General features: G+C 59.1%; 21 protein-coding genes and 2 tRNA genes. 18 read left to right on the forward strand and 5 right to left on the reverse strand.

All coding sequences use genetic code 11. The features are described from left to right. The first annotated feature begins 20 nt into the window (after positions 1 to 20). Together ACYZTW_RS26810 and ACYZTW_RS26815 are read left to right on the forward strand one after the other, a co-directional pair. Complete coding sequence (locus tag ACYZTW_RS26810) at positions 21 to 1,139, forward strand: succinylglutamate desuccinylase/aspartoacylase family protein (protein ID WP_462002491.1); 1,119 nt, start codon at positions 21 to 23, stop codon at positions 1,137 to 1,139. 13 nt (positions 1,140 to 1,152) lie between these two features. After that, on the forward strand, positions 1,153 to 1,917 hold the full coding sequence (locus ACYZTW_RS26815) for an ABC transporter ATP-binding protein (protein WP_462002492.1): 765 nt from the start codon (positions 1,153 to 1,155) through the stop codon (positions 1,915 to 1,917). Between the two features lie 110 nt (positions 1,918 to 2,027). Here the strand turns inward: ACYZTW_RS26815 and ACYZTW_RS26820 are convergent, their stop codons facing one another. Together ACYZTW_RS26820 and dcd are read right to left on the reverse strand one after the other, a co-directional pair. After that, positions 2,028 to 2,237 carry a hypothetical protein gene (locus ACYZTW_RS26820; RefSeq protein ID WP_017336784.1) on the reverse strand — a complete coding sequence of 70 codons (210 nt, stop codon included), beginning with the start codon at positions 2,235 to 2,237 and terminating at the stop codon, positions 2,028 to 2,030. A 106-nt stretch (positions 2,238 to 2,343) separates the two neighbouring features. Next, a complete protein-coding gene (gene dcd / locus ACYZTW_RS26825; RefSeq protein WP_074874089.1) occupies positions 2,344 to 2,910 on the reverse strand; it encodes a dCTP deaminase in 567 nt (188 codons plus the stop codon). Between the two features lie 354 nt (positions 2,911 to 3,264). Between dcd and ACYZTW_RS26830 the strand changes: the two genes are divergently transcribed. Beyond that, entirely contained in the window at positions 3,265 to 3,474 is a 210-nt protein-coding gene (locus tag ACYZTW_RS26830; protein ID WP_002554837.1) for a cold-shock protein, read from the forward strand. 109 nt (positions 3,475 to 3,583) lie between these two features. On the opposite strand, the gene ACYZTW_RS26835 is transcribed toward ACYZTW_RS26830, so the two are convergent. Beyond that, positions 3,584 to 4,591 carry a DUF481 domain-containing protein gene (locus ACYZTW_RS26835; protein WP_462002493.1) on the reverse strand — a complete coding sequence of 336 codons (1,008 nt, stop codon included), beginning with the start codon at positions 4,589 to 4,591 and terminating at the stop codon, positions 3,584 to 3,586. Between the two features lie 163 nt (positions 4,592 to 4,754). On the opposite strand from ACYZTW_RS26835, the gene ACYZTW_RS26840 reads away from it, so the two are divergent. The 4 genes from ACYZTW_RS26840 to ACYZTW_RS26855 all read left to right on the forward strand — a co-directional run bounded on the left by ACYZTW_RS26840 (position 4,755) and on the right by ACYZTW_RS26855 (position 9,547). Continuing rightward, the gene (locus ACYZTW_RS26840; RefSeq protein ID WP_462002494.1) at positions 4,755 to 5,108 is read left to right on the forward strand and encodes an MGMT family protein; all 354 of its coding nucleotides are present in this window, start codon (positions 4,755 to 4,757) and stop codon (positions 5,106 to 5,108) included. A gap of 44 nt (positions 5,109 to 5,152) precedes the next feature. Beyond that, on the forward strand, positions 5,153 to 6,718 hold the full coding sequence (locus tag ACYZTW_RS26845) for an AmpG family muropeptide MFS transporter (RefSeq protein WP_462002495.1): 1,566 nt from the start codon (positions 5,153 to 5,155) through the stop codon (positions 6,716 to 6,718). Positions 6,719 to 6,860: 142 nt separating this feature from the next. Further along, entirely contained in the window at positions 6,861 to 8,576 is a 1,716-nt protein-coding gene (locus ACYZTW_RS26850; protein ID WP_403142562.1) for a proline--tRNA ligase, read from the forward strand. A gap of 17 nt (positions 8,577 to 8,593) precedes the next feature. Beyond that, complete coding sequence (locus tag ACYZTW_RS26855; RefSeq protein WP_462002496.1) at positions 8,594 to 9,547, forward strand: hypothetical protein; 954 nt, start codon at positions 8,594 to 8,596, stop codon at positions 9,545 to 9,547. A gap of 128 nt (positions 9,548 to 9,675) precedes the next feature. On the opposite strand, the gene dinB is transcribed toward ACYZTW_RS26855, so the two are convergent. After that, on the reverse strand, positions 9,676 to 10,737 hold the full coding sequence (dinB, locus tag ACYZTW_RS26860; RefSeq protein ID WP_462002497.1) for a DNA polymerase IV: 1,062 nt from the start codon (positions 10,735 to 10,737) through the stop codon (positions 9,676 to 9,678). A gap of 301 nt (positions 10,738 to 11,038) precedes the next feature. On the opposite strand from dinB, the gene ACYZTW_RS26865 reads away from it, so the two are divergent. The 5 genes from ACYZTW_RS26865 (at position 11,039) to ACYZTW_RS26885 (ending at position 16,540) form a co-directional block, all read left to right on the forward strand. Continuing rightward, a tRNA-Met gene (locus ACYZTW_RS26865) sits at positions 11,039 to 11,115 on the forward strand. Between the two features lie 232 nt (positions 11,116 to 11,347). Beyond that, a tRNA-Met gene (locus ACYZTW_RS26870) sits at positions 11,348 to 11,424 on the forward strand. Positions 11,425 to 11,702: 278 nt separating this feature from the next. Next, the gene (gene mprF / locus ACYZTW_RS26875) at positions 11,703 to 14,345 is read left to right on the forward strand and encodes a bifunctional lysylphosphatidylglycerol flippase/synthetase MprF (RefSeq protein WP_462002498.1); all 2,643 of its coding nucleotides are present in this window, start codon (positions 11,703 to 11,705) and stop codon (positions 14,343 to 14,345) included. Beyond that, positions 14,345 to 15,640, forward strand: a complete 1,296-nt coding sequence (locus tag ACYZTW_RS26880; protein WP_462002499.1) for a virulence factor family protein — start codon at positions 14,345 to 14,347, stop codon at positions 15,638 to 15,640. The genes mprF and ACYZTW_RS26880 overlap by 1 nt, the downstream gene beginning before the upstream one ends. Before the next feature lie 573 nt (positions 15,641 to 16,213). Continuing rightward, positions 16,214 to 16,540: a DUF3077 domain-containing protein gene (locus ACYZTW_RS26885; protein ID WP_462002500.1), complete on the forward strand. Its 327-nt coding sequence runs from the start codon at positions 16,214 to 16,216 to the stop codon at positions 16,538 to 16,540. A 190-nt stretch (positions 16,541 to 16,730) separates the two neighbouring features. Here the strand turns inward: ACYZTW_RS26885 and ACYZTW_RS26890 are convergent, their stop codons facing one another. Next, positions 16,731 to 18,632, reverse strand: a complete 1,902-nt coding sequence (locus ACYZTW_RS26890) for a potassium transporter Kup (protein WP_462002501.1) — start codon at positions 18,630 to 18,632, stop codon at positions 16,731 to 16,733. Positions 18,633 to 18,922: 290 nt separating this feature from the next. On the opposite strand from ACYZTW_RS26890, the gene rimO reads away from it, so the two are divergent. The 6 genes from rimO to tsaA all read left to right on the forward strand — a co-directional run bounded on the left by rimO (position 18,923) and on the right by tsaA (position 24,143). Further along, on the forward strand, positions 18,923 to 20,260 hold the full coding sequence (gene rimO, locus ACYZTW_RS26895; protein WP_010462684.1) for a 30S ribosomal protein S12 methylthiotransferase RimO: 1,338 nt from the start codon (positions 18,923 to 18,925) through the stop codon (positions 20,258 to 20,260). A 113-nt stretch (positions 20,261 to 20,373) separates the two neighbouring features. After that, positions 20,374 to 20,847, forward strand: coding sequence for a GNAT family N-acetyltransferase (locus tag ACYZTW_RS26900; protein WP_462002502.1), 474 nt, complete (start codon positions 20,374 to 20,376; stop codon positions 20,845 to 20,847). Between the two features lie 189 nt (positions 20,848 to 21,036). Further along, positions 21,037 to 21,747, forward strand: coding sequence for an rRNA pseudouridine synthase (locus tag ACYZTW_RS26905; protein ID WP_010462687.1), 711 nt, complete (start codon positions 21,037 to 21,039; stop codon positions 21,745 to 21,747). 75 nt (positions 21,748 to 21,822) lie between these two features. Further along, complete coding sequence (locus ACYZTW_RS26910) at positions 21,823 to 22,293, forward strand: YehS family protein (protein ID WP_150654848.1); 471 nt, start codon at positions 21,823 to 21,825, stop codon at positions 22,291 to 22,293. 191 nt (positions 22,294 to 22,484) lie between these two features. After that, complete coding sequence (locus ACYZTW_RS26915) at positions 22,485 to 23,255, forward strand: SDR family oxidoreductase (protein WP_462002503.1); 771 nt, start codon at positions 22,485 to 22,487, stop codon at positions 23,253 to 23,255. Between the two features lie 186 nt (positions 23,256 to 23,441). Beyond that, positions 23,442 to 24,143, forward strand: a complete 702-nt coding sequence (gene tsaA / locus ACYZTW_RS26920) for a tRNA (N6-threonylcarbamoyladenosine(37)-N6)-methyltransferase TrmO (RefSeq protein WP_462002504.1) — start codon at positions 23,442 to 23,444, stop codon at positions 24,141 to 24,143. The last annotated feature ends 153 nt before the right edge of the window (positions 24,144 to 24,296 follow it).

Consider the following 24,296-nt stretch of genomic DNA (forward strand, 5'->3'; position numbering starts at 1 on the left):
CGCTTTAGGGATAAAGAGACATGCGCCACCAGATTCATGACCTGCTGGCCCCGCTGCCGGGGACCGCTCGACAGATTCACAGTTTTCACTTCGGCCCATCATCGGCCAAAGGCAAGATCTACATTCAGTCATCACTGCATGCCGACGAGATGCCGGGCATGCTGGTTGCCTGGCACCTCAAGCAGCGTCTGGCGGAGCTCGAAGCCGCCGGCCGTCTGCGCAGCGAAATCGTGCTAGTGCCGGTAGCCAACCCGGTCGGCCTGGAACAAGTGCTGATGGATGTGCCGCTGGGCCGTTACGACCTCGAAAGCGGGCAGAATTTCAACCGCTGGTTCGTCGATCTGAGCGAAGCCGTCGGCAACGAGATCGAAGGCCTGCTCGGCGACGATCCGCAGTTCAACCTTGAACTGATTCGCAGCACCCTGCGCAATGCCCTCGCTCAGCAGGCGGCCAGCACGCAACTGCAATCCCAGCGCCTCACCCTGCAACGGCTGGCCTGCGATGCGGACATGGTGCTGGACCTGCATTGCGATTTCGAAGCGGTCGCCCACCTTTACACCACGCCTGAGGCGTGGCCGCAGGTCGAGCCGCTGGCGCGGTACATCGGTGCCGGAGCCAGCCTGCTGGCCACCGATTCCGGCGGTCAGTCGTTCGATGAATGCTTCACCCTGCTCTGGTGGCAGTTGAAGGAGCGCTTCGGCGAACACTTCGACATTCCGCTGGGCAGTTTTTCGGTCACCGTTGAATTGCGCGGTCAGGGCGACGTCAATCACCCGTTGGCCAGCCTCGATTGCCAGGCGGTGATCGATTACCTGATTCACTTCGGCGCCATTGCTGGCGAACCCGCCTCGCTGCCTGAGCTGCCCTACCCGGCCACGCCGCTGGCCGGCGTTGAACCGGTGGCAACACCGGTCGGCGGGCTGCTGGTGTTCACCGCGCTACCAGGGGAATACGTCGAAGCCGGGCAACTGATCGCTGAAATCATCGACCCGATCTTTGACCGCGTCACCCCCGTTCATTGCTCCGTCGCCGGGTTGTTGTACGCCCGCTCGCTACGACGCATGGCCACTGCCGGCATGGTGATCGCCCACGTCGCGGGCACCGAAGCCTATCGCAGCGGTTACCTACTTTCGCCTTGAGGATGCATGCCCCATGTACAAACTGACCATTGAAGGCCTGCATAAAAGCTATGGCGATCATCAAGTACTCAAAGGCGTTTCGCTCAAGGCCAACACCGGCGACGTCATCAGCCTGATCGGCGCTAGCGGCTCGGGCAAAAGTACCTTCCTGCGTTGCATCAACTTTCTCGAACAGCCCAACGACGGCGCCATGAGCCTGGACGGCCAGAACATCCGCATGATCAAGGATCGCCACGGCATGCACGTGGCCGACGCCGATGAACTGCAAAAGATCCGCACGCGCCTGGCCATGGTGTTCCAGCACTTCAACCTGTGGAGCCACATGACGGTGCTGGAAAACATCACCATGGCCCCGCGCCGGGTGCTGGGTTGCAGCAAAGAGGAAGCCGAAGACCGCGCGCGGCGTTATCTCGACAAGGTCGGGCTGGCCGCTCGTGTGGCGGATCAGTACCCGGCGTTTCTGTCCGGCGGCCAGCAGCAACGGGTCGCCATTGCTCGCGCGTTGGCCATGGAACCGGAAGTCATGCTGTTCGACGAACCGACCTCGGCACTTGACCCGGAGCTGGTCGGTGAAGTGCTCAGAGTGATCCAGGGCCTGGCCGAAGAAGGTCGGACCATGATCATGGTGACGCACGAAATGAGCTTCGCCCGCAAAGTATCGAGCCAGGTGTTGTTCCTGCACCAAGGATTGGTGGAGGAAGAAGGTGCACCGGACGACGTGCTGGGCAATCCGAAGAGTGAGCGGTTGAAGCAGTTCCTGAGCGGTAACCTCAAGTAACCCCTCCACCCGTAGGAGCAAAGCTTGCTCGCGATGAAGGCGACTCGGTCCATTAACGACCGCGTTATCGTTCATCGCGAGCAAGCTTTGTTCCTACACGCGTTTTGGTATCAGGCAACGGGCGCGGGAGGCGGCTCATCCGGCAGCGTAGGCTCACCGGGCTCGGTAGGTTGTTCGTTGGGGGTATCGGGATCAGGCTGACCGGGAATGCCCCCTGCCATGCTGATGGGTGGATGTGCCAACAAGGACCAGGCCAAAACGCCAACCTGATTGGGCTCAAGCCTTGCCAGTTCGGCACTTATTCGCGGATCGATCTTCATAGGGCACTCCTGAGCGATGGCCCCGTCCGCGTTGCGCGAACCGGGCAGTACACCCAATAGAGTGTCTACCCGCTCAAGAATTCCAAAGACTTGCCAGACGAACGGATCAGGTGCGTGGCAAGGTGACGCCGCGCTGACCCTGATACTTGCCGCCACGGTCCTTGTAGGACACTTCGCACTCTTCGTCGGATTCGAAGAACAGCATCTGAGCCACGCCTTCGTTGGCGTAGATTTTTGCCGGCAATGTCGTGGTGTTGGAGAATTCCAGGGTCACGTGGCCTTCCCACTCGGGCTCAAGCGGCGTCACGTTGACGATGATGCCGCAACGGGCGTAGGTGCTTTTACCCAGGCAGATCGTCAGCACATTGCGCGGAATACGGAAGAATTCCACGGTGCGTGCCAGGGCAAAGGAGTTCGGCGGGATGATGCAGACATCGCTCTTGACGTCGACGAAGCTCTTCTCGTCGAAGTTCTTTGGATCAACGGTCGCCGAATTGATGTTGGTGAACACTTTGAATTCATCGGCGCAGCGTACGTCGTAGCCATAGCTCGACACGCCATAGGAAATCACTCGGTCGGCGCCTTCGCCGCGCATCTGGCGCTCTACGAAGGGCTCGATCATGCCGTGCTCTTGCGCCATGCGGCGAATCCACTTGTCCGATTTGATGCTCATGGCGGGTGTCCTGAATAGCGAGGTGGAAAAAATCTGTCCGGCATCTTACCGGGCGCGCGCTTCGGGTTCAAAGTCCGGGGCACAAATCTTGCCGATCCCCCGTAATTTCCGGGCCTTGCGGGTAAACCGGCGGACCGTCAGTCATGAAAACAGAGAAACCTTCGCAGGAAACATTGGCACGTTCCGGAAAAAGGGTTAAGGTGGCGCCACTGTGCTGCTTGTGTCACTGAGAATCTCTACACGATATGTTGAATTTCGATCCAACCATCTACAAGAATTTTTCCTGCTCTTTGCACTCAGTCTCGGCCAGGGTTCTTCCTGCGTCGCAGTTATCTTTGTTCAAGGAGTTACACCATGTCTAATCGCCAAACTGGTACCGTTAAGTGGTTCAACGATGAAAAAGGCTTCGGCTTCATCACTCCACAATCCGGTGACGACCTGTTCGTTCACTTCAAAGCTATCCAATCCGACGGCTTCAAAAGCCTGAAAGAAGGCCAACAGGTTTCTTTCATCGCTACCCGCGGTCAGAAAGGCATGCAAGCTGAAGAAGTTCAAGTTATCTAACTTGTACTTGCTTTAGTAAAAAGCCCCGCCCTCAAAAGCGGGGCTTTTTTGTGCCTGTCTGCTTTGCAGGCAAAAAAAATCGCAGCCCCAGGCTGCGATTTTTTGCGTCTTACCAGGCTACGCCGAACCCTGCGGTATATCGGGTCTTGCTCAGGTCAGCCTCATCGTTGCCGGTAATGATGTCTTTCTCTGCCTTCAGGTTCAGCGACGCCCAATCCGTCACCTTGTACCGCAGCCCGACCTCGGCATCGAGGTTGTAGTCGGCCACGCCCGACAGTGGCTTGCCTACTTCGCCGTTGGTGAAGAACTCCACCTTCTTGCCAATCAGGTAACGGTTGTAGTCCCACTTCATGGCGACGGAGTAGAAGTTTTCCTTGCCGCCATCGCTGAATTCGTAATCGGTGCGGTTGATCAGCGAGCCCAGGGAGAATGCACCCAACTCGTCATCCCAGAACTGATAACCAGGGCCGGTACCGACGGTGCGCTGACGGGCAAGGTCCTCGACCTTGTCGCGCTTGTAGAGCAAGCGACCCTGCCAGAACCATTTGTCAGTCAAAAAACGATCAAGGGAGTACTCGCCGCCCCAGTTGTCCGTGGTGACCACGTCATCCTGGAATTCGCGGTTGTACTCGCCTTCAGCGGTGTGCCGCCATCTGCCATGACGCGCACTGGTCTTGAAGCCGACGTCATAGTCATCAGTGTCTTTTTCCGCCCGCTGGTAATCCAGCGCCATGTCGACATTCCCCTTCCACACCAAATCTTCAACCACCGGCTTGGGCTTTAGAATCTGTTGGATACTGGCCAGTTCGACGGTCTTGGGAGCGTCGCCGTTGGCCAGGGTGACCTTGCCGTCTTCTGCCGCATGCAGCGCCTTGGCCTTTTCGCCGGTGTAAGCATCCTGCTTGACCAGCAACTGCTGATCGCTTTCCAGGGTTTTAACCTGCTTCCAGTCGATCGGGACAGCACCGGCGTACTCGGTCTGGATCAACAGCTTGCCGCCATCGAAAACGGTGATCTTGCCGCTCAGCTTGTCACCGTTCTTCAACCAGACGGTATCGGCGAGCAAGGGCGTGGAAGCACTGACGACAGCGAGGCACAGCAGGGTTCTGGACAACATAAGCAAATACAGGCTCAAGTTTGCGAAAAAAAGTCGGCATTATCCATACGAATAAGGCCCGAACAAGGACTGACCCGACTATTTCTATTCAGTTCATTTCTCAATGGGTGATCCAGGATTTACTCTACAGACGGTAAGGCGAACTTTTTCAGGAACTGCCGACGTGACCGACTCAACCACTGAAACCGATAGTCCGGCGCAAATCCGACGCACGGCGCTGTACCTGACACTGGCGCAAGTCCCAGAGGGAAAAGTCGTGAGCTACGGCCAACTTGCCGAGCTGGCGGGACTGGGTCGCGCTGCCCGCTTCGTCGGACGGACATTGAGCCAACTGCCGGGCGACAGCAAATTACCCTGGCACCGCGTGCTCGCCGCCGGCGGGCGTATCAGCCTGCCCGTGGGCAGCCCGTCGGGGGATGAACAACGCGCGCGTTTGCGCATGGAGGGCATCAGTATCCTGAACAATCGTGTTGATATTCAGCGCCATGGCTGGCGCCCGGTAGAGCACAGCGGTTAGAGTGCGCGCTTTGTTTCCGTATTTCTTGAGGCAGACTCCAGCCCATGCCCCGTAAAACCTGGCGCGCCGCGCTCGCCGCCTATGCCAGCCCCTCGACGCTTGTACTGTTGCTGCTTGGTTTCGCCGCCGGCCTGCCCTACATGCTGGTGTTTTCGACACTTTCGGTCTGGCTGCGCGAAGCCGGTGTGGCTCGCGAAACCATCGGCTATGCAAGCCTGATCGGCCTGGCCTACGCCTTTAAATGGGTCTGGTCACCGCTGCTCGATCAATGGCGCCTGCCATTTCTCGGCAAGCTCGGTCGACGACGTTCCTGGCTGGTGCTTTCCCAGGCACTGGTCATCCTCGGCCTGATCGGGATGGGTTTCTGCGACCCGCAAAAGCATTTGTCCTGGTTGATCGCTATTGCCGTGGTCGTTGCTTTCGCCTCGGCGACGCAAGACATCGCCGTCGACGCCTATCGCCTGGAAATCGCTGAAGACAGTCGTCAGGCCGCGCTCGCCGCCAGCTACATGTCGGGTTATCGGATCGCCGCGCTCCTGGCCACCGCCGGCGCCCTGTTCTTCGCCGAAGGCTTCGGCTCCACCGGTTTCAACTATAAGCATTCGGCATGGGCTGGCACCTACATCCTGTTCGGCGCCTTGATGGTTCCGGCACTGCTGACCTCCTTTTTCATGCGCGAACCGCCGGTGCCGCTGCGCACGCAGCTTCAGGCCGGGCGCTACAGCTTTGTGCATCAACTGACATCGGTGTTTGTGCTAATCGTGCTGCTGGTTTCCGTGCCGGCCATGTTCACCCAGCTGTACAACACCGATTTCGCCAGCGTGCTTTTCCAAGGCGTGAGCCTGCTCGACCTGCTGCTCGAAGACCGCGCGTTCCTGCGGGCAATCCTCTACACCACGCTCACAGCCCTGTGCCTGTCAGCCATTGGACGCCGTGGCCTGGCGCCGGTGCTGACGCCGATCAACGACTTCATTCTGCGCTACCGCTGGCAAGCGTTCCTGCTGCTTGGCCTGATTGCCACCTATCGGATGTCCGATACGGTCATGGGCGTGATGGCCAACGTGTTCTATATCGACCAAGGCTTCACCAAGGATCAGATTGCCAGTGTCAGCAAGATCTTTGGCCTGATCATGACCCTGGTCGGTGCCGGCATGGGCGGCCTGCTGATCGTGCGCTTCGGCATCTTGCCGATTCTGCTCATCGGCGGCATTGCATCAGCCGGCACCAACCTGCTGTTCCTGATGCTCGCCGACATGGGCGCCAACCTGAACATGCTGATCCTCACCATTTCCCTGGATAACTTCAGTTCGGGCCTGGCGACCTCGGCGTTTGTCGCCTACCTGTCGAGCCTGACCAACTTGAAGTTCTCCGCGACCCAGTACGCCCTGCTCAGCTCGATCATGCTCTTGCTGCCACGCCTGATCGGCGGCTACTCGGGGGTCATGGTGGAGAAATTCGGTTATCACAATTTCTTCCTGATCACCGCCCTGCTGGGCGTTCCGACCCTGCTGTTGATCGCCTTGCACTGGTTCCAGGAGAGCCGTCGCGAAGGTCCGACGCCAACGCCGACACCAGAACCGGTTCCGACCCAGGTCGCGGAAGAATCGTAGGTTCCCAAGCAGGAAGCAGCGCAGAGGGCGCGAGGATTCTCGCCCTCGCGCCACACCTCCGACCGCACGCCTGTACGTCAGCAGATCTCGCCCGTACAATGCTCCGTCATTTCTCGTCATCAGTAACCGACAACGGCCAACCATGCGCACCAGTCAATTTTTGCTCGCCACACAGAAAGAAACGCCTTCCGACGCGGTCGTGATCAGCCATCAACTGATGCTGCGCGCCGGCATGATCCGCAAACTCGCCTCGGGCCTGTACACCTGGCTGCCGATGGGCTTGCGAGTGATGCGCAAGGTCGAAGCCGTCGTTCGTGAAGAAATGAACGCCGCGGGCTCTCTCGAAGTGTTGATGCCGAGTACCCAACCGGCTGAGCTGTGGCAGGAATCCGGTCGCTGGGAAGAATACGGCCCTGAACTGTTGCGCTTCAAGGATCGCCACGGTCGCGACTTCTGCGCCGGCCCGACTCACGAAGAAGTCATCACTGACCTGATGCGCAACGAGTTGAGCAGCTACAAACAGCTGCCGATCAACCTGTACCAGATCCAGACCAAATTCCGTGACGAAATCCGTCCACGCTTCGGTTTGATGCGCGGTCGCGAATTCATCATGAAGGACGCCTACTCCTTCCACGCCGACCAGCCATCGCTGCAAGTCACCTACGACCGCATGCATCAGGCGTATTGCAACGTGTTCACCCGTCTGGGCCTGAAATTCCGCCCGGTTGAAGCCGACAACGGCTCGATCGGTGGTGCCGGCTCCCACGAATTCCACGTACTGGCCGAATCCGGCGAAGACGATATCGTCTTCAGCAACGGTTCCGACTACGCCGCGAACATCGAGAAAGCCGAAGCCGTGCCACGCGAGACCTCCCGCGCCGCACCTGCCGAAGAGCTGCGCCTGGTCGACACGCCGAACGCCAAGACCATCGCGCAACTGGTCGAAGGCTTCAACCTGCCGATTGAAAAGACCATCAAGACCCTCGTGGTTCACGCTGAAGAGAAAGGCAAGCTGATTGCCCTGATCATCCGTGGCGACCACGAGCTGAACGAAATCAAGGCCGGCAATCAGCCTGGCGTGGCCAGCCCGCTGGTCATGGCGTCCGAAGCCGAACTGCGCGATGCCATTGGTGCCGGCGCCGGCTCCCTCGGCCCGTTGAACCTGCCACTGCCAATCATCATCGACCGTTCCGTCGAATTGATGAGCGACTTCGGCATCGGCGCCAACATCGACGACAAACACTATTTCGGCGTGAACTGGGAGCGTGATCTGCCAGTTCCGACCGTTGCCGACCTGCGCAACGTGGTCGCCGGCGACCCGAGCCCGGATGGCAAGGGCACCTTGGAAATCAAGCGTGGCATCGAAGTCGGGCACATCTTCCAGCTGGGCAACAAGTACAGCAAAGCGATGAAGTGCGAAGTACTGGGCGAGAATGGCAAGCCAGTCACCCTGGAAATGGGTTGCTACGGCATCGGCGTTTCCCGCGTGGTGGCGGCGGCCATCGAGCAGAACAACGACGCCAACGGGATCATCTGGAGTGACACGCTGGCCCCGTTCCAGATCGCTCTGGTACCGCTGCGCTACGAAACCGAACAGGTTCGCGAAGCCACCGACAAGCTGTATGCAGAATTGACTGCCGCCGGCTTCGAAGTACTGCTGGACGACCGCGACAAGAAAACCAGCCCGGGCATCAAGTTCGCGGACATGGAGCTGATCGGCATTCCTCACCGGATCGTGGTCAGTGACCGCGGCCTTGCCGAAGGCAATCTGGAATACAAGAGCCGCACCGAGCCCGAAGCGCAAGCGCTGCCGGTCGCTGACGTGCTGTCCTTCCTTCAGTCCCGTATCCGCCGCTGACACCAGATAGAGAAGTCATGTTCAAGCGAAACACCTTAGGCCTCGGTGGTGCCGCTCTGTGCGGCACCCTGCTGGTCAGCGGCTGTGCCAATCACATGTCACAACGCAGCGAGCACGAGGAACGTGTCGAGCGCAAATTGCTCGATCACAGCCTGCAGATCGATGTCGGCGAGCCGAAGGTGCTTGAGCTGCCGCAACGTCGGGTGAAGATCCACGAGCAGAAGACGTTCGAAGTCACCGAGTTCGAAGTTACGCGTCACTACGACCGCTACACGCCTTACCAACCCTGGCGGGAGGTTTACGAGATTCCGCTGGGCGCCGTGGCCGTGGTGGCCGGCGTCGGTGCGAACGTGGTCAACCTGTTCGCTCTTGGCAATCTGCCGGACAGCGTGACCAAGGATTGGCTGAGCTACGGTTTCGCCGGGCTCAACCCGTTCATGAACACGCAGTCTCATGGTCGCGCGCAGCAGAACCTGGCGGGAATCGACGAGGTCCAGCTCGACAAGCGCACCGAGTACTCGAGCCTGCCATGGAGCGAGCGCCCGGTTGAGGTCAAGGCCGGCAAGGAAACGTTCGAGCTGAGCACCGATAAAAACGGTGTATTGCGCGTGAACCTGCTGGACAGCCCGTTCGCCGAACATGACATCAATCATTTGAGCCGGCTGCTGATTAGTGTCCAGGATGCTCAGGACGATGTTCACACCGATTCGTCTCTGGCGGTCAGTAGCTCCTTGCGTGGCAAATTGCTCGAAGCTCACGGGCTGATTTACGACGACCTCGAAGACGACGAAGTGAGCCAGTGGGTACACCGAGTCAAACGCCTGTCGGAACTGGGTCTGGAAGAAGAAGCCAGCGAGCTGGAACAAAGCCTGATCGAACTGACACGCAACGATCCCGAGTTGCAGACCGAATTCCTCAAGTCATTGACCAAGGATGCCGGGCGACTGGTAGCGGATCCGGGACCGAATTAAGGCCTGAAGGCATCGCGAGCAGGCTCGCTCCCACAGGGGATTTGAGGTGCTCACAAATTATGTGTTCACAGCAGATCCAATGTGGGAGCGAGCCTGCTCGCGATGAGGCCCTTACATTCACTGCAAATCTACCGCTCAAACAACTCCATCTGCTCAAACCCACCCCGCAAATCCTCCAGCCGCATCCCAATCCCCAACAACCGCACCGGTTTCCCGCCGCGATTAAACGCCTGGGTCAGCAACAACTGATAGCTCCCCAAATCCCGCCCTGCCCCGGCCTGCTCCAGAGTGGTCTGGGTGAAGTCATGGAATTTCACTTTGACGAACGGCTTGCCCGGTCGATAGCTGCTGTCGATACGCGCCATGCGGCCGGCCAGTGTTTCCAGCAACTCGGGTAATTTATCGAGGCAGCCCACCAGATCCGGCAGGTCGACGTCGTAGGTATTTTCGACACTGATCGACTGTCGACGACTGTCGTTGTGCACCAATCGGTCATCGATCCCACGGGCCAGGCTCCAGAGTCGCTCGCCGAAACTGCCGAATTCGCGCACAAGCGCCAACTTGTCCCATTCGCGCAGATGAGAACAATCGACGATGCCAAGCCTGCCTAATTTGTCTGCGGTCACTTTGCCAACGCCGTGCAGCTTGCTCACCGGCAAACCACTGACAAAATCCTCGACCTGATCCGGCGTAATGACGAACAAGCCATTGGGCTTCCTCCAGTCGCTGGCGATCTTGGCCAGAAACTTGTTCGGCGCAACGCCAGCCGAAACGGTGATGTGCAGTTGATTAGAGACGCGACGGCGAATGTCTTGGGCAATCCGCGTGGCACTACCACCGAAATGCGCACTGTCCGATACGTCGAGGTAGGCCTCATCCAGGGAAAGCGGCTCGATCAAGTCGGTGTAATCGCGAAAGATCGTGTGAATTTCCTTGGAGGCTTCTCTATAGGCCTCCATGCGCGGCTTGACGATGGTCAGGTCCGGGCACAGTTTCAAGGCATGTCCGGAAGACATGGCCGAGCGTACCCCATACGCCCGCGCTTCATAATTGCAGGTAGCAATGACACCACGTCGATCCGCAGAACCACCCACAGCCAGAGGTTTACCGGCCAGGCGCGGGTCGTCACGCATCTCGATGGCGGCGTAGAAGCAGTCACAATCGACGTGGATGATTTTTCGCTGCGTCATATAAAAGCGGTGTTCATGGTGAAGAAATGGCGTATTGGCGAGTCAGATCGGCAGTATCTCACTGACACCTGTATATAGCACCAGTACTCCGAATGTTCTTTTACACTCGTAGGAAAAGTGCCAGATGAATTTATTTTCTCAATCGAAAAGCCTCACCCGATAGAGCTGAAAGCCTTGCCACACCAGCCTTTCAGCCAATCACCCAGCCCTCTTTTCAAGCTAAGCGATTGAACAAGAAGAGGTTTTCTCAGGAATGAAGGTTGACAGCCCGCCGATCCTCTGTAGAATGCCGACACACAGACGCGGGATGGAGCAGTCTGGTAGCTCGTCGGGCTCATAACCCGAAGGTCGTCGGTTCAAATCCGGCTCCCGCAACCAAACATCAAAAAAGGCTACTCGAAAGAGTGGCCTTTTTTGTGCGCGTCTCTTTTGTAAAAATACGCACAGCAACAAGCGGGTTACGTCTGACGGCACGGAAATGAGAAATCGTTCTGATTCCGAAACTTAAGTCTCCCCCACGACCGCTCACCACTCATTTACGCTTATTTGACCCTATTCAGGATTAACGGTTGACACTCCGGCGTTCGCCTGTAGAATGCCGCCACACAGACGCGGGATGGAGCAGTCTGGTAGCTCGTCGGGCTCATAACCCGAAGGTCGTCGGTTCAAATCCGGCTCCCGCAACCAAACATCAAAAAAGGCTACTCGAAAGAGTGGCCTTTTTTGTATCTGTTGAAAAAGTCCTTTCGCAACAATGATCTGCCACCGTGTAGCGAGCCGTTCGGGATCACCGATGCTCTGAGCCCAGACTATGCTGAACCTCAGACAGAACCCTCTACGACTGATGACGTACCATCGCCGATACCCGGTGAGAGGCGTTAATATTTGTGATTATTTTTTTCTACAGGGATTGGTAACTTGGCTGGATACCCCCATCCTGTCGCGCACAATCCAAGAGGTGATTGATGCGCGCCAACTCGTCTGATCCACAAGACACCGTCACAGCGACACAACCGATCAAGGTCGAGCGTCTGCGCTTGCTTGATCTAATCAGCAAATACCGCCAGCCCATCGGCCTGGCAGTCACTTTGCTGTTGTTCGCTATCGCGCTGATTGCCTGTCGCCACCTGCTGAGCGAACTCGATCTGTACGCTCTGCACGACTCGATTCTCGACGTTCCGAAACCGGCATTATTGGGCGCGCTGGGCGCGACCGTGGTCGGCTTCATCATCCTGCTGGGCTACGAATGGTCAGCCAGCCGCTACGCGGGCGTGAACCTGGCGCCGCGAATCCTGGCCCTGGGCGGGTTCACCGCATTCGCCATCGGCAATGCCATCGGCCTTTCGATGCTGTCGGGGGGCTCGGTTCGCTACCGTTTATATGCACGTCATGGTCTGGGCGCTTCTGAAGTCGCTCACATGACGCTGTTCGCCAGCCTCTCGCTCGGCTGCGCCCTGCCCCCTCTGGCCGCCCTCGCCACCCTCAGCAACCTGCCTGGCGCCTCTGCCGCCCTGGGTTTGTCCGAGGCATTGCTAGGGGCAATCGCCGCGGCCGTTTTGCTGCTCTTCAGCGTACTGGCCATCGGCATTTACCGCCGCCGCCTGCCAGAACAACCTTACCCGGACAACCTGCTCGTCAAGGTCGGACGCCGCACCTTGCGCCTGCCGGGACGTCGCCTGACGTTTCTGCAACTGATCATCACGGCCCTGGACGTAGTCGCCGCGGCTACCGTGCTCTATCTGCTGCTGCCTGAAGCACCGCCCTTCGGCGCCTTCCTGCTGGTGTACCTGTTAGCCCTGGCTGCGGGTGTACTCAGCCATGTTCCCGGCGGGGTCGGGGTGTTCGAAGCGATTCTGCTGGCCGCCTTCTCCGACACTCTCGGCGCCGCGCCACTCGCTGCCGCCCTGCTGCTCTATCGCCTGATCTACGTGGTGCTGCCGTTGCTGGTGGCCTGTGTATTCCTGCTGATCAATGAAGGTCAGCGCCTGTTTCAATCGCGTCAGTCCTTAAGGGTAGCGTCCGGCCTGGCCGCGCCGATTCTGGCGGTGCTGGTCTTTCTGTCCGGCGTAGTGCTGTTGTTCTCCGGTGCCACCCCGGAAATCGACACACGCCTGGAACACATCGGCTTTCTGATCCCGCATCGACTGGTCGACGCCTCGCACTTCGGTGCCAGCCTGATCGGTGTGCTTTGCTTACTGCTGGCTCAAGGGCTGCGCCGCCGACTGTCGGCCGCCTGGATGCTGACCACCATCTTGTTGCTGGTCGCTGCCCTGCTCTCTCTGCTCAAGGGTTTCGACTGGGAAGAAGCCTGCCTGCTGACCCTGACTGCGAGCCTGCTGGGGGTTTTCCGCACCTCGTTCTATCGCCCGAGCCGTCTGACCGAGGTGCCGTTCTCGCCGCTGTATCTGGTGGCCAGCCTGTGCGTACTCGGTGCGTCGATCTGGCTGCTGCTGTTCGCCTATCAGGACGTCCCGTACAGCCATCAGCTCTGGTGGCAGTTCACCCTCGACGCCGATGCCCCGCGCGGCTTGCGCTCGCTGCTCGGCGCCGCGGTGTTGCTGGTGGTGGTGTCCCTGACCTGGCTGCTGCGCACCGCACGCCCGGTAATCCATCTGCCAACACCCGATGAACTGGGACGCGCGGTAAAGATCCTCATGGCCTCCGCACAACCGGATGGCGGCCTCGCCCTGACCGGTGACAAGGCGCTGCTGTTTCACCCCAACGACGAGGCGTTCCTGATGTACGCACGCCGTGGTCGCAGCCTGGTGGCCTTGTATGACCCGATCGGCCCGACCCAGCAACGGGCGGAAATGATCTGGCAGTTCCGCGACCTTTGCGACATCCACCACGCCCGTCCTGTGTTCTATCAAGTGCGCGCCGAGAACCTGCCGTACTACATGGACATCGGCCTGACCGCGATCAAGCTCGGCGAAGAAGCCCGGGTCGATCTGCTGCGCTTTGATCTCGAGGCCAAAGGCAAAGAGATGAAAGACCTGCGCTACACCTGGAACCGCGGCACTCGCGATGGCCTGTCGCTGGAGATCTTTGATCCAGGGCAAGCACCGATGGAAGAACTCAAGGTAATTTCCGATGCCTGGCTGACCGGCAAGAACGTGCGCGAGAAAGGCTTCTCCCTCGGTCGTTTCAGCGATGATTACCTCAAACATTTCCGCGTCGCGGTGATTCGTTTCGAAGGGCGTCCAGTGGCATTCGCCAACCTGCTTGAGACTTATGGTCATGAACTGGCCAGCCTCGACCTGATGCGCGCGCACCCGGATGCCCCCAAGCTGACCATGGAGTTCATGATGGTCGGCCTGATTCAACATTATAAAAATCATGGATACGCGCGCTTCAGCCTGGGCATGGTGCCGTTGTCGGGATTGCAACCCCGTCGTGGTGCACCACTGACCCAGCGTCTGGGCTCGATGGTTTTCCGCCGTGGTGAGCAGCTCTACAACTTTCAAGGCTTGCGCCGTTTCAAAGACAAATTCCAGCCTGACTGGGAACCCCGTTATATGGCCGTGCCCGCCGGACTCGATCCGCTGGTTGCCCTGGCCGACACTGCTGCCCTGATTGCGGGTGGCTTGACTGGATTGGTGAAACGCTGATGATTCAACGCTCCTTGCGGTACGTACTGGCCACACTGGTAGTGCTGGCCCTGATTCTCGGTGGCGGTTACTGGTACCTGAAACGCCCGGCACCCGAACCGACCCTCGAACAGCTGACGCCGGCCGATGGCGCCGCGATGACCCGTGTCATCCCCGGCAACACGCCACGCGCGCAGGTGCTGGTGGCGGTCAATGAAGACCAGAAGCTCAGCAACAAACAGTTGATGACCCTGAGCCGCGCCGGCTCGGCGCAGATTGTTCAGGTGATCCTGCCCAAAGACTGCCTGCTGCAAAGTCGCGCCCTGCAATCGGCCCTGAGAGAACTCAAAGGCCCGGCAACCCTGGTCAGCGGCATCGGCCCTGGCGCCGTGCTGGCGTGGCGCTGGTTGTCAGAGCAGAAGAGTGACAAGGCCCAGGCCGTTTCGGTGGACCTGGCCCTGGAAAAACCCGGCTGCACTCACCTGCTGCCGAAAAGCGCCGCTCACGGTCACTGGCTGGTGGCGTGGAACGACAACCCGGATGACACCAGCGCCGGCTTCGTGCGCGACCAACCCAACGCCGAAACCAGCATCAGTGACTACGACATCAACCTGCCGCAAGTGCTGAACAACGAGCTGCGCAAGATCCTCGTTGGCGGCGATAAAGCTTCTGGCGGTCTGCAGATTCCGGTAGTCGAAGTGCCCGCCGGCCAAGCCAAGGACACCGTGACCCTGTTCCTGTCCGGTGACGGCGGCTGGCGCGACCTTGACCGCGACGTCGCGGGCGAGATGGCCAAAATCGGCTACCCGGTGGTCGGCATCGACACCTTGCGTTACTACTGGCAGCACAAGAGCCCCGAGCAAAGCGCCCTGGACCTGGCCGAACTGATGCAGCACTACCGGCAGAAATGGGGCACCAAGCGCTTCATCCTGACCGGTTATTCGTTCGGCGCCGACGTCCTGCCGGCGATCTACAACCGCCTGGAGCCATCGGAACAGCAACGGGTGGACGCGATCATCCTGCTGGCCTTCGCCCGCACCGGCAGCTTCGAAATCGAAGTCGAAGGCTGGCTCGGCAACGCCGGCAAAGAAGCCGCCACCGGCCCGGAAATGGCCAAGCTGCCGCCGGAGAAAGTGGTGTGCATCTACGGTGAAGAAGAAGTCGACGAGAGCGGCTGCACCGACAAGACCGCGGTGGGTGAAGCGATGAAACTGCCTGGTGGTCATCACTTCGACGAGAACTATCCGGCTCTGGCCCAGCGGTTGGTGGATATCATCGAGAAACGGCAAGCCAAGGGCGAGACGGCTCAGGAGTGATCTGAGGCCCGCCCAAAAAAAAGCCCTCGCTACCTCACGGTAGCGGGGGCTTTTTCATTCCAGCCAACACTGCGGACCCTTGTGGGAGCGAGCCTGCTCGCGAAGGTGTCGTGTCAGTGGATATCTGCATCGGCTGATACACCGCCTTCGCGAGCAGGCTCGCTCCCACAGGGAATGTTCGTCACGCTGAAGATCCAGATCCTCTCGCAATGTTTAGTTTCGTTTACTTAAGGTGTCGCAATATCGGATGACGCCCGCCGGCCTTGTAGGCAAACTCCTAATCTTGCGTTTGGGCACTTTGCCGCCTTGTTGCGCTTTTCTTCGACGGGATAGTCTCCGGACGTCGCTGACCCTTCAGCGATCGGGCTTGGAAACCCGTCGAAATTATTCGCAACAGCGTACCCATCACGATTGCAAAGGCTTTTTAGCTTGCGCTCTTGAGTTATGGCGGCTGTGCGCGGGACGTCTTCGGGCGTGCCGGTTTCCTAATTTCCCGGTTTTCCAACCTGCGCACAGCTGTCACCCATTCGCTTGGAAACGAATGTGACAGCCTCCTCAAATTAGGAATTACATATGACCAAAATAGATTCGACCGCACTTTCAGAACTAAAAACCATAGGCTTCACCCCGCTCATCTACTGCTCGGATCAGGCGTTGTTCAACGTCCGCGCCGGTGTCCCCATTGTCGAAGCATTGGCACAAGCTTCCGATCTGCTGTTCCTCGCCAAATCATTTTCCGAGGATGCCGCCTACGCAAAAGACACCGACCGCCACGCCTGGGCCGCGCACTATCTGACGGCAATGAGTAAGGCTGTGATTGATGATGTGGTGAAGGTGCTGACCCCGCGACCGGCTCGAACAAAGACCGAATCTGAAGAAGAGCTGCCCGAAAGCAAGTAACACCGCAAATCCCTTGTGGGAGCGAGCCTGCTCGCGAAGAGGATCTGTCAGCCAGCGCAGATGTTGAATGTAATGGCCTCTTCGCGAGCAGGCTCGCTCCCACAAGGGAATGGGCAGTGGATTCAAGTCATCGGACACAAAAAAGCCCCCGCTGCCTTTATGGCAACGGGGGCTTTTGGATGTCGCGAGCTTACATCTCCACCTGAGTCCCCAGTTCAATCACCCGGTTCAGCGGCAGATTGAAGAAGCGCAAATTGCCGTTGGCGTTTTGCAACATGAAGGCGAACAACCCCTCGCGCCAGCGCGCCATGCCTTCGAGTTTGGAGGCGATAACCGTCTCGCGGCTGAGGAAGTACGTGGTGCGCATCGGGCTGAAGTCCAGGTCTTCGAGATGACACAGCTTCAGCGCTTGCGGCACGTCCGGCTCGTCGACGAAGCCAAAATGCAGGATCACCCGGAAGAACCCCTCGCCGTAGGAATCCACCTCGAAACGCCGTGATGCCGGCACCCGCGGGATGTCTTCGTACACCACCGTCAGCAGCACCACTTGCTCGTGCAGCACCTGGTTATGCAGCAAGTTGTGCAACAGCGCGTGGGGCACGGCGTCCGGGCGCGCGGTCAGAAATACGGCGGTGCCCTGAACGCGATGCGGCGGTTGCACGGCGATGCTGCTGATGAAGATCGGCAGCGGCAATCCACCTTCGTCGAGACGGTCAACCAGCAGTTGCTTGCCGCGCTTCCAGGTGGTCATCAGCACAAACAGCACGATACCGGCGATCACCGGGAACGCCCCGCCCTGAATGATTTTCGGCACGTTGGCAGCAAAGTACAGACCGTCCACCAGCAGGAAACCGAGCAACAGCGGAACCGCGAGGATCGGAGGCCATTTCCACAGCAGCAATATCACCGCCGACACCAGAATGGTGGTCATCAGCATGGTGCCAGTCACCGCCACACCATAGGCCGAGGCCAGCGCACCGGAGGATTCGAAACCCAACACCAGAAGAATCACGCCGACCATCAGCGCCCAGTTCACCGCGCCGATGTAGATCTGGCCTTGTTCGGCGCTGGAGGTGTGCCGAATGTGCATGCGCGGAATGTAACCGAGCTGGATCGCCTGACGGGTCAGGGAGAACGCACCGGAAATCACCGCTTGGGAGGCAATCACCGTGGCCATGGTCGACAATCCTACCAATGGAATCAGCGCCCAGCTCGGTGCCAACAGGTAGAACGGGTTACGAGCGGCTTCCGGATCGCCGAGCAGCAGCGCCCCTTGGCCGAAGTAATTCAGCACCAGCGCCGGCAGCACAAGGATGAACCACGCACGGGCAATCGGCTTGCGACCGAAGTGGCCCATGTCGGCGTACAGCGCTTCGGCACCGGTCAATGCCAGCACCACCGCGCCGAGAATCGCCACGCCCATGCCCGGGTGCACGATGAAGAAGCGCACGCCCCACACCGGGTTCATCGCTTTCAACACTTCCGGATGCTGCATGATGCCGTAGACACCCAGCGCCCCCAGCACCACAAACCAAGTGACCATGATTGGCCCGAACAGGATGCCGATACGCGCGGTACCGTGACTCTGAATCAGGAACAGCGCCACCAGCACGATCAGCGACAGTGGCACCACCCAATGGTCGATACCCTCGAAAGCCAGTCCCAGGCCTTCAATCGCCGAGAGCACAGAGATCGCCGGAGTGATCATGCTGTCGCCATAGAACAGCGCCGCACCGATCAGCCCGCAGACCACCAGCAGCGCCCTCAACTTGGGATACCCCGACGCCGCCCGCCGGGCCAGTGCGGTCAGGGCCATGATCCCGCCTTCGCCCTGGTTATCGGCGCGCAGGACGAACATCATGTACTTGATCGACACAACCCAGATCAGCGACCAGAAGATCAGCGCCAGAATTCCCAGCACCCCGTCATGGTCGACGGGCACGCCATAGCCACCGGAAAACACTTCTTTGAGGGTGTACAGCGGGCTTGTGCCGATATCGCCATAAACCACACCGACCGCCGCGACCAGCATGCCGATCGGCTTTGCCGCCGAATGCTCGGCGCCTGCCGCCTGACTACTTGCCTGACCCATCCACCACTCCTACTACTCAGACCCGGACTTCTTATAAGAAGCACTATGCTTTGCCGTGCAGCATGCGCTGTTTTACTTAACGTTACAGACGTTTTGTTGACTGTAAAAAATCGGTAAAGCGTAACGGCGCGAAGCATAGCGCAGCACTCGTCGTATTTCCCTGCATAAAGCTGGTCAAGTGCGCCTCTCATCGCTAGAATTGCGCACTTTTTGACCAGAGGCGTACTAAAGCGTCCTGTCCGTCGCCTTGCCGTCTTCGGCTGGAGGCGTCACAAATACCGAGGTTAGACATGTCCACCACTCCTGCGCCGGCCAATCCAAAGGTTGGCTTCGTATCCCTGGGTTGCCCCAAAGCACTGGTCGACTCCGAGCGCATCCTTACCCAGCTGCGCATGGAAGGCTATGACGTTGTGTCCACTTATGAGGACGCTGACGTCGTGGTGGTCAACACCTGCGGCTTCATCGACTCGGCCAAGGCTGAGTCTCTGGAAGTGATCGGCGAAGCCATCAAGGAAAACGGCAAGGTTATCGTGACCGGCTGCATGGGCGTCGAAGAAGGCAACATTCGCAAGGTGCACCCAAGCGTGCTGGCCGTGACCGGCCCGCAGCAGTACGAGCAAGTGGTCAACGCCGTGCACGACGCCGTGCCACCGCGTCAGGATCACAACCCGTTGATCGACCTGGTGCCGCCGCAAGGCATCAAGCTGACCCCGCGCCACTACGCCTACCTGAAGATTTCCGAAGGCTGCAACCACAGTTGCAGCTTCTGCATCATCCCGTCGATGCGCGGCAAGCTGGTCAGCCGCCCGGTCGGTGACGTGCTCGACGAAGCTCAGCGCCTGGTCAAGGCCGGCGTCAAAGAGCTGTTGGTGATTTCGCAAGACACCAGCGCCTACGGCGTTGACGTGAAATACCGCACCGGTTTCTGGAACGGCGCGCCGGTGAAAACCCGCATGACCGAACTCTGCGAAGCCCTGAGCACCCTCGGCGTCTGGGTTCGCTTGCACTACGTTTACCCATACCCGCACGTCGACGAGCTGATTCCGCTGATGGCCGCCGGCAAGATCCTGCCGTACCTCGACATCCCGTTCCAGCACGCCAGCCCGAAAGTCCTGAAAGCGATGAAACGCCCGGCCTTCGAAGACAAGACCCTGGCCCGCATCAAGAACTGGCGCGAAATCTGCCCGGACCTGATCATCCGTTCGACCTTCATCGTTGGCTTCCCTGGCGAAACCGAAGAAGACTTCCAGTACCTGCTGAACTGGCTGACCGAAGCACAACTGGACCGCGTCGGCTGCTTCCAGTACTCGCCAGTCGAAGGCGCACCGGCCAACCTGCTGGACGCGGCCATCGTGCCGGACGACGTCAAGCAAGACCGCTGGGATCGCTTCATGGCGCACCAGCAAGCCATCAGTTCGGCTCGTCTGCAAATGCGTGTCGGCCGTGAAATCGAAGTGTTGGTGGATGAAGTCGACGAGCAAGGCGCAGTCGGCCGCTGCTTCTTCGATGCCCCGGAAATCGACGGCAACGTGTTCATCGACAACGGCAGCAACCTGAAACCAGGCGATAAAGTCTGGTGCAAAGTGACCGACGCCGACGAATACGACCTGTGGGCTGAACAGATCTAAACGCAAAAAATACGAAAAGCCCCGCTCTCTTGACGAGATGCGGGGCTTTTTTACGTCTATCGTTTTGTGGGAGAAAGGATTCGCACCATCCACTGCAAAAGGGGCAGCCGACCATGCGCCAACATTCGGTCATCCATACGCCGAAACAGAGCGACTACGAAGAACTTACTCAGGTCTGGGAAGCCTCGGTGCGCGCCACCCATAATTTTCTGCCGGACAGCTACATCGAACTGCTGAAGAACCTGGTGCTGACGCGCTACCTCGATGCGGTGATGCTGATCTGCACCAAAGACCCGCGCCAGCGCATCACCGGGTTCGCCGGCGTCGCGGCGGGCAAGATCGAAATGCTCTTCATCGACCCGGCCCACCGAGGTCAAGGCCTGGGCAAGCAGTTGCTGCGCTATGCCATGGAACACCTGAACGCCGATGAACTGGACGTCAACGAGCAGAACCCGCAGGCGCTGGGGTTCTACTTCAAGCAGGGCTTTGAGGTGATCGGCCGCTCCGAGCATGACGGTATGGGCCAGCCTTATCCGTTACTACACATGCGTTTGCGTCAAAACCAGCAACATTCGCGGCATGGCTGACACAACGCAGGACAAATGTGGGAGCAAGCCTGCTCGCGAAGGGGCCGTCAGTTTCACATCAATGTTGACTGATAAACCGCTTTCGCGAGCAGGCTCGCTCACACAAAAAGCTTTACTGCGCAAATGGAGCCGGGATTAACCGGCGCCACGCAGGTACAATGCCCACCCCTTTTTTGTTACGGCCCTGTCATGACTGACCCGATTCGTCTCTCCAAACGCCTCATCGAACTCGTCGGCTGTTCCCGTCGGGAGGCTGAGCTGTTCATCGAGGGCGGCTGGGTCACCGTGGACGGCGAAGTCATCGACGAGCCGCAGTTCAAGGTCGACACGCAAAAAGTCGAGCTCGATCCAGAAGCCAAGGCCACGGCACCGGAGCCAGTGACCATCCTGCTGAACGTGCCCGTGGGCATGGATGCGGAAACGGCCATGGCAACGATCAGCGCCGAGACCTTGAGCGAAGAACACCGTTTCAGCAAACGTCCGCTCAAGGGCCACTTCCTGCGCCTGACCGCCAGCACCGACCTGCAGGCCAACGCCAGCGGTCTGCTGGTGTTCACCCAGGACTGGAAGATCCTGCGCAAACTCACTGCCGACTCCGCCAAGATCGAGCAGGAGTATGTGGTCGAAGTTGAAGGCGACATGGTGGCTCACGGTCTTAATCGCCTGAACCACGGACTGACCTACAAGGGCAAGGAACTGCCGCCGGTCAAAGCCAGCTGGCAGAACGAAAACCGCCTGCGTTTTGCGATGAAGAACCCACAACCGGGCGTCATCGCCCTGTTCTGCCAGGCCGTCGGCCTGAAGGTCGTCGCCATCCGCCGCATCCGCATTGGCGGCGTGTCCATCGGCAAAGTGCCGTTGGGGCAATGGCGCTACCTGTCCGGCAAAGAGAAGTTCTAAGACTTTTCACGCCGCCATACATTTTGGCGCCGCTGTTTATGCGGCGCCCACTGCTGAATATCAGGATTGCACACCATGATTCATAACGACGTACTGCGCAGCGTGCGCTACATGCTCGACATCAGCGACAAGAAAGTCATCGAGATCATCAAGCTCGGCGGCATGGACGTGACCCTGGAAGACCTGGTGACGTACCTCGACAAGAAAGAGGAAGACGAGGAAGGCTTCGTACGCTGCCCGGATGAAGTCATTGCGCATTTCCTCGATGGCCTGGTGATCTTCAAGCGCGGCAAGGACGAAAGCCGTCCGCCGCAGCCGATCGAAGTGCCGGTGACCAACAACATCATCCTGAAAAAACTGCGTGTAGCCTTCGAACTGAAAGAAGACGACATGCACGCGATCCTCAAGGCCTCCGAGTTCCCGGTGTCCAAGCCTGAGCTGAGCGCGCTGTTCCGCAAGTTCGGCCACACCAACTACCGCCCGTGCGGCGACCAGTTGCTGCGCAACTTCCTCAAGGGCCTGACCCTGCGCGTTCGCCCGCAGTAAATCGCCCACCCTGTAGGAGCACAGCTTTCTGGCGATGGCGATCTTCAAAACGCCATCGCCAGCAAGCTGTGCTCCTACACGGGCGGCGGCAGTTCAAGGCTGTATAGACCTTCATTCCTCGCAAAAATAGTGGCTCCGCTTCTGGCGGCTGACGACTAGGGTGTATTGACCCTCAGCTCTCAGGATTCGCCATGCACTCGTATTTTTCCCTGCAAGGCCGCACCGCTCTGGTGACCGGCGGCACCCGTGGTATCGGCAAAATGATCGCCAAGGCCTATGTCGAGGCCGGCGCCACTGTGTACGTCTGCGCCCGGGATGCCGAAGCCTGTCAGCAAACAGCTGATGAGCTGAGCGCGCTTGGTCGCTGCCATGCCGTGGTGGCCAATCTCGCCACTGAAGAAGGTGTGCTTGAGTTGGCCACACAACTGGGAGAACAAATTACCCAGTTGGATATTCTGGTGAACAACGCCGGCACCACGTGGGGCGCGCCGCTGGAGAGCTACCCGGTCAAGGGCTGGGAAAAGGTCATGCAGCTCAACGTGACCTCGGTGTTCAACTGCATTCAGCAGTTTTTGCCGCTGCTACGCAAGGCCGGTTCGCCAGCGAATCCGGCGCGGATCATTAACATCGGTTCAGTGGCCGGGATTTCGTCCTTCGGCGAACAGGCTTATGCCTACGGGCCGAGTAAGGCTGCCCTGCATCAACTGTCGCGGATTCTGGCGCGGGAACTGGTGAGCCAGCACATCAACGTCAACGTCATCGCACCGGGGCGTTTTCCGAGCAAGATGACTCAGCACATCGGCAATGATGAGCAGGCGCTGGCCGACGATACGGCGTTGATTCCAATGAAACGCTGGGGCCGGGAGGAAGAGATGGCGGCGCTGGCGATCAGCCTGGCGAGTACGGCTGGGGCTTATATGACCGGGAATATTATTCCTTTGGATGGTGGGTTTAGCCTCTGAGATAGGCGGTGCGGCCTTCGCGAGCAGGCTCGCTCCCACAGGGATTTTCTGTACTCACAAAATCTGTGACCGACCGAGATCTACTGTGGGAGCGAGCCTGCTCGCGAAGGCGTCCTCACAGCCGCCCCGATGCAGTGGTCGATCGGGTTATCATGCCCGCCCAAATTCCTGCTTCGACCCCAGACCATGACCTACAGCGTTTCCCCCATCGGCTTCGTACGCTCCTGCTTCAAGGAGAAGTTCGCCATCCCGCGCCAGCCACAACTGGCCCCGGCCGCTCGCGGCGTGCTGGAACTGGTGGCACCGTTCGATCAGGGCGATGCGGTGCAAGGGCTGGAACAGGTCAGCCATGTCTGGCTGCTGTTCCTGTTTCACCAGGCACTGGAAGAAAAGCCACGACTGAAAGTCCGCCCTCCTCGTCTCGGCGGTAACAAATCCATGGGCGTGTTCGCCACCCGCGCGACGCATCGACCCAATGGCATCGGCCAATCCGTGGTGAAGCTGGACAAGGTTGAAGCCAATCGACTGTGGATATCAGGCATCGACCTGCTGGACGGCACGCCGATTCTCGATATCAAACCCTATGTGCCTTACGCCGACATCATCGATACCGCCTCCAACAGCATCGCTAGCGCTGCACCGCAGCTGATTCCCGTGCAGTGGACGGATTCAGCGCTGCAACAGGCTCACGGCCATGCTCAGCGCCTTGAAGAGCCGTTGGTGGAGTTGATCGAGCAATGCCTGGCACAAGACCCACGTCCGGCGTACCAGATTCCTACACCCGAACGGGAATACGGCGCACAGTTCTGGGATCTGGATGTGCGGTGGCATTACCCCGAGACGGGTGTAATCCGAGTCCTTGAAGTCATCCCCGCCTCCAACCTGTAGGAGCTGTCGAGTGAAACGAGGCTGCGATCCTTTGATGTTGCTTTTAAAAAACAAGATCAAAAGATCGCAGCCTCGTTTCACTCGACAGCTCCTACAAGGTTTGCATCGGGCATAAAAAAGCCCCCATTGCCTGCACAGGCAATGGGGGCTTTT

The sequence above is a fragment of the Pseudomonas sp. LB3P25 genome, assembly GCF_054897985.1.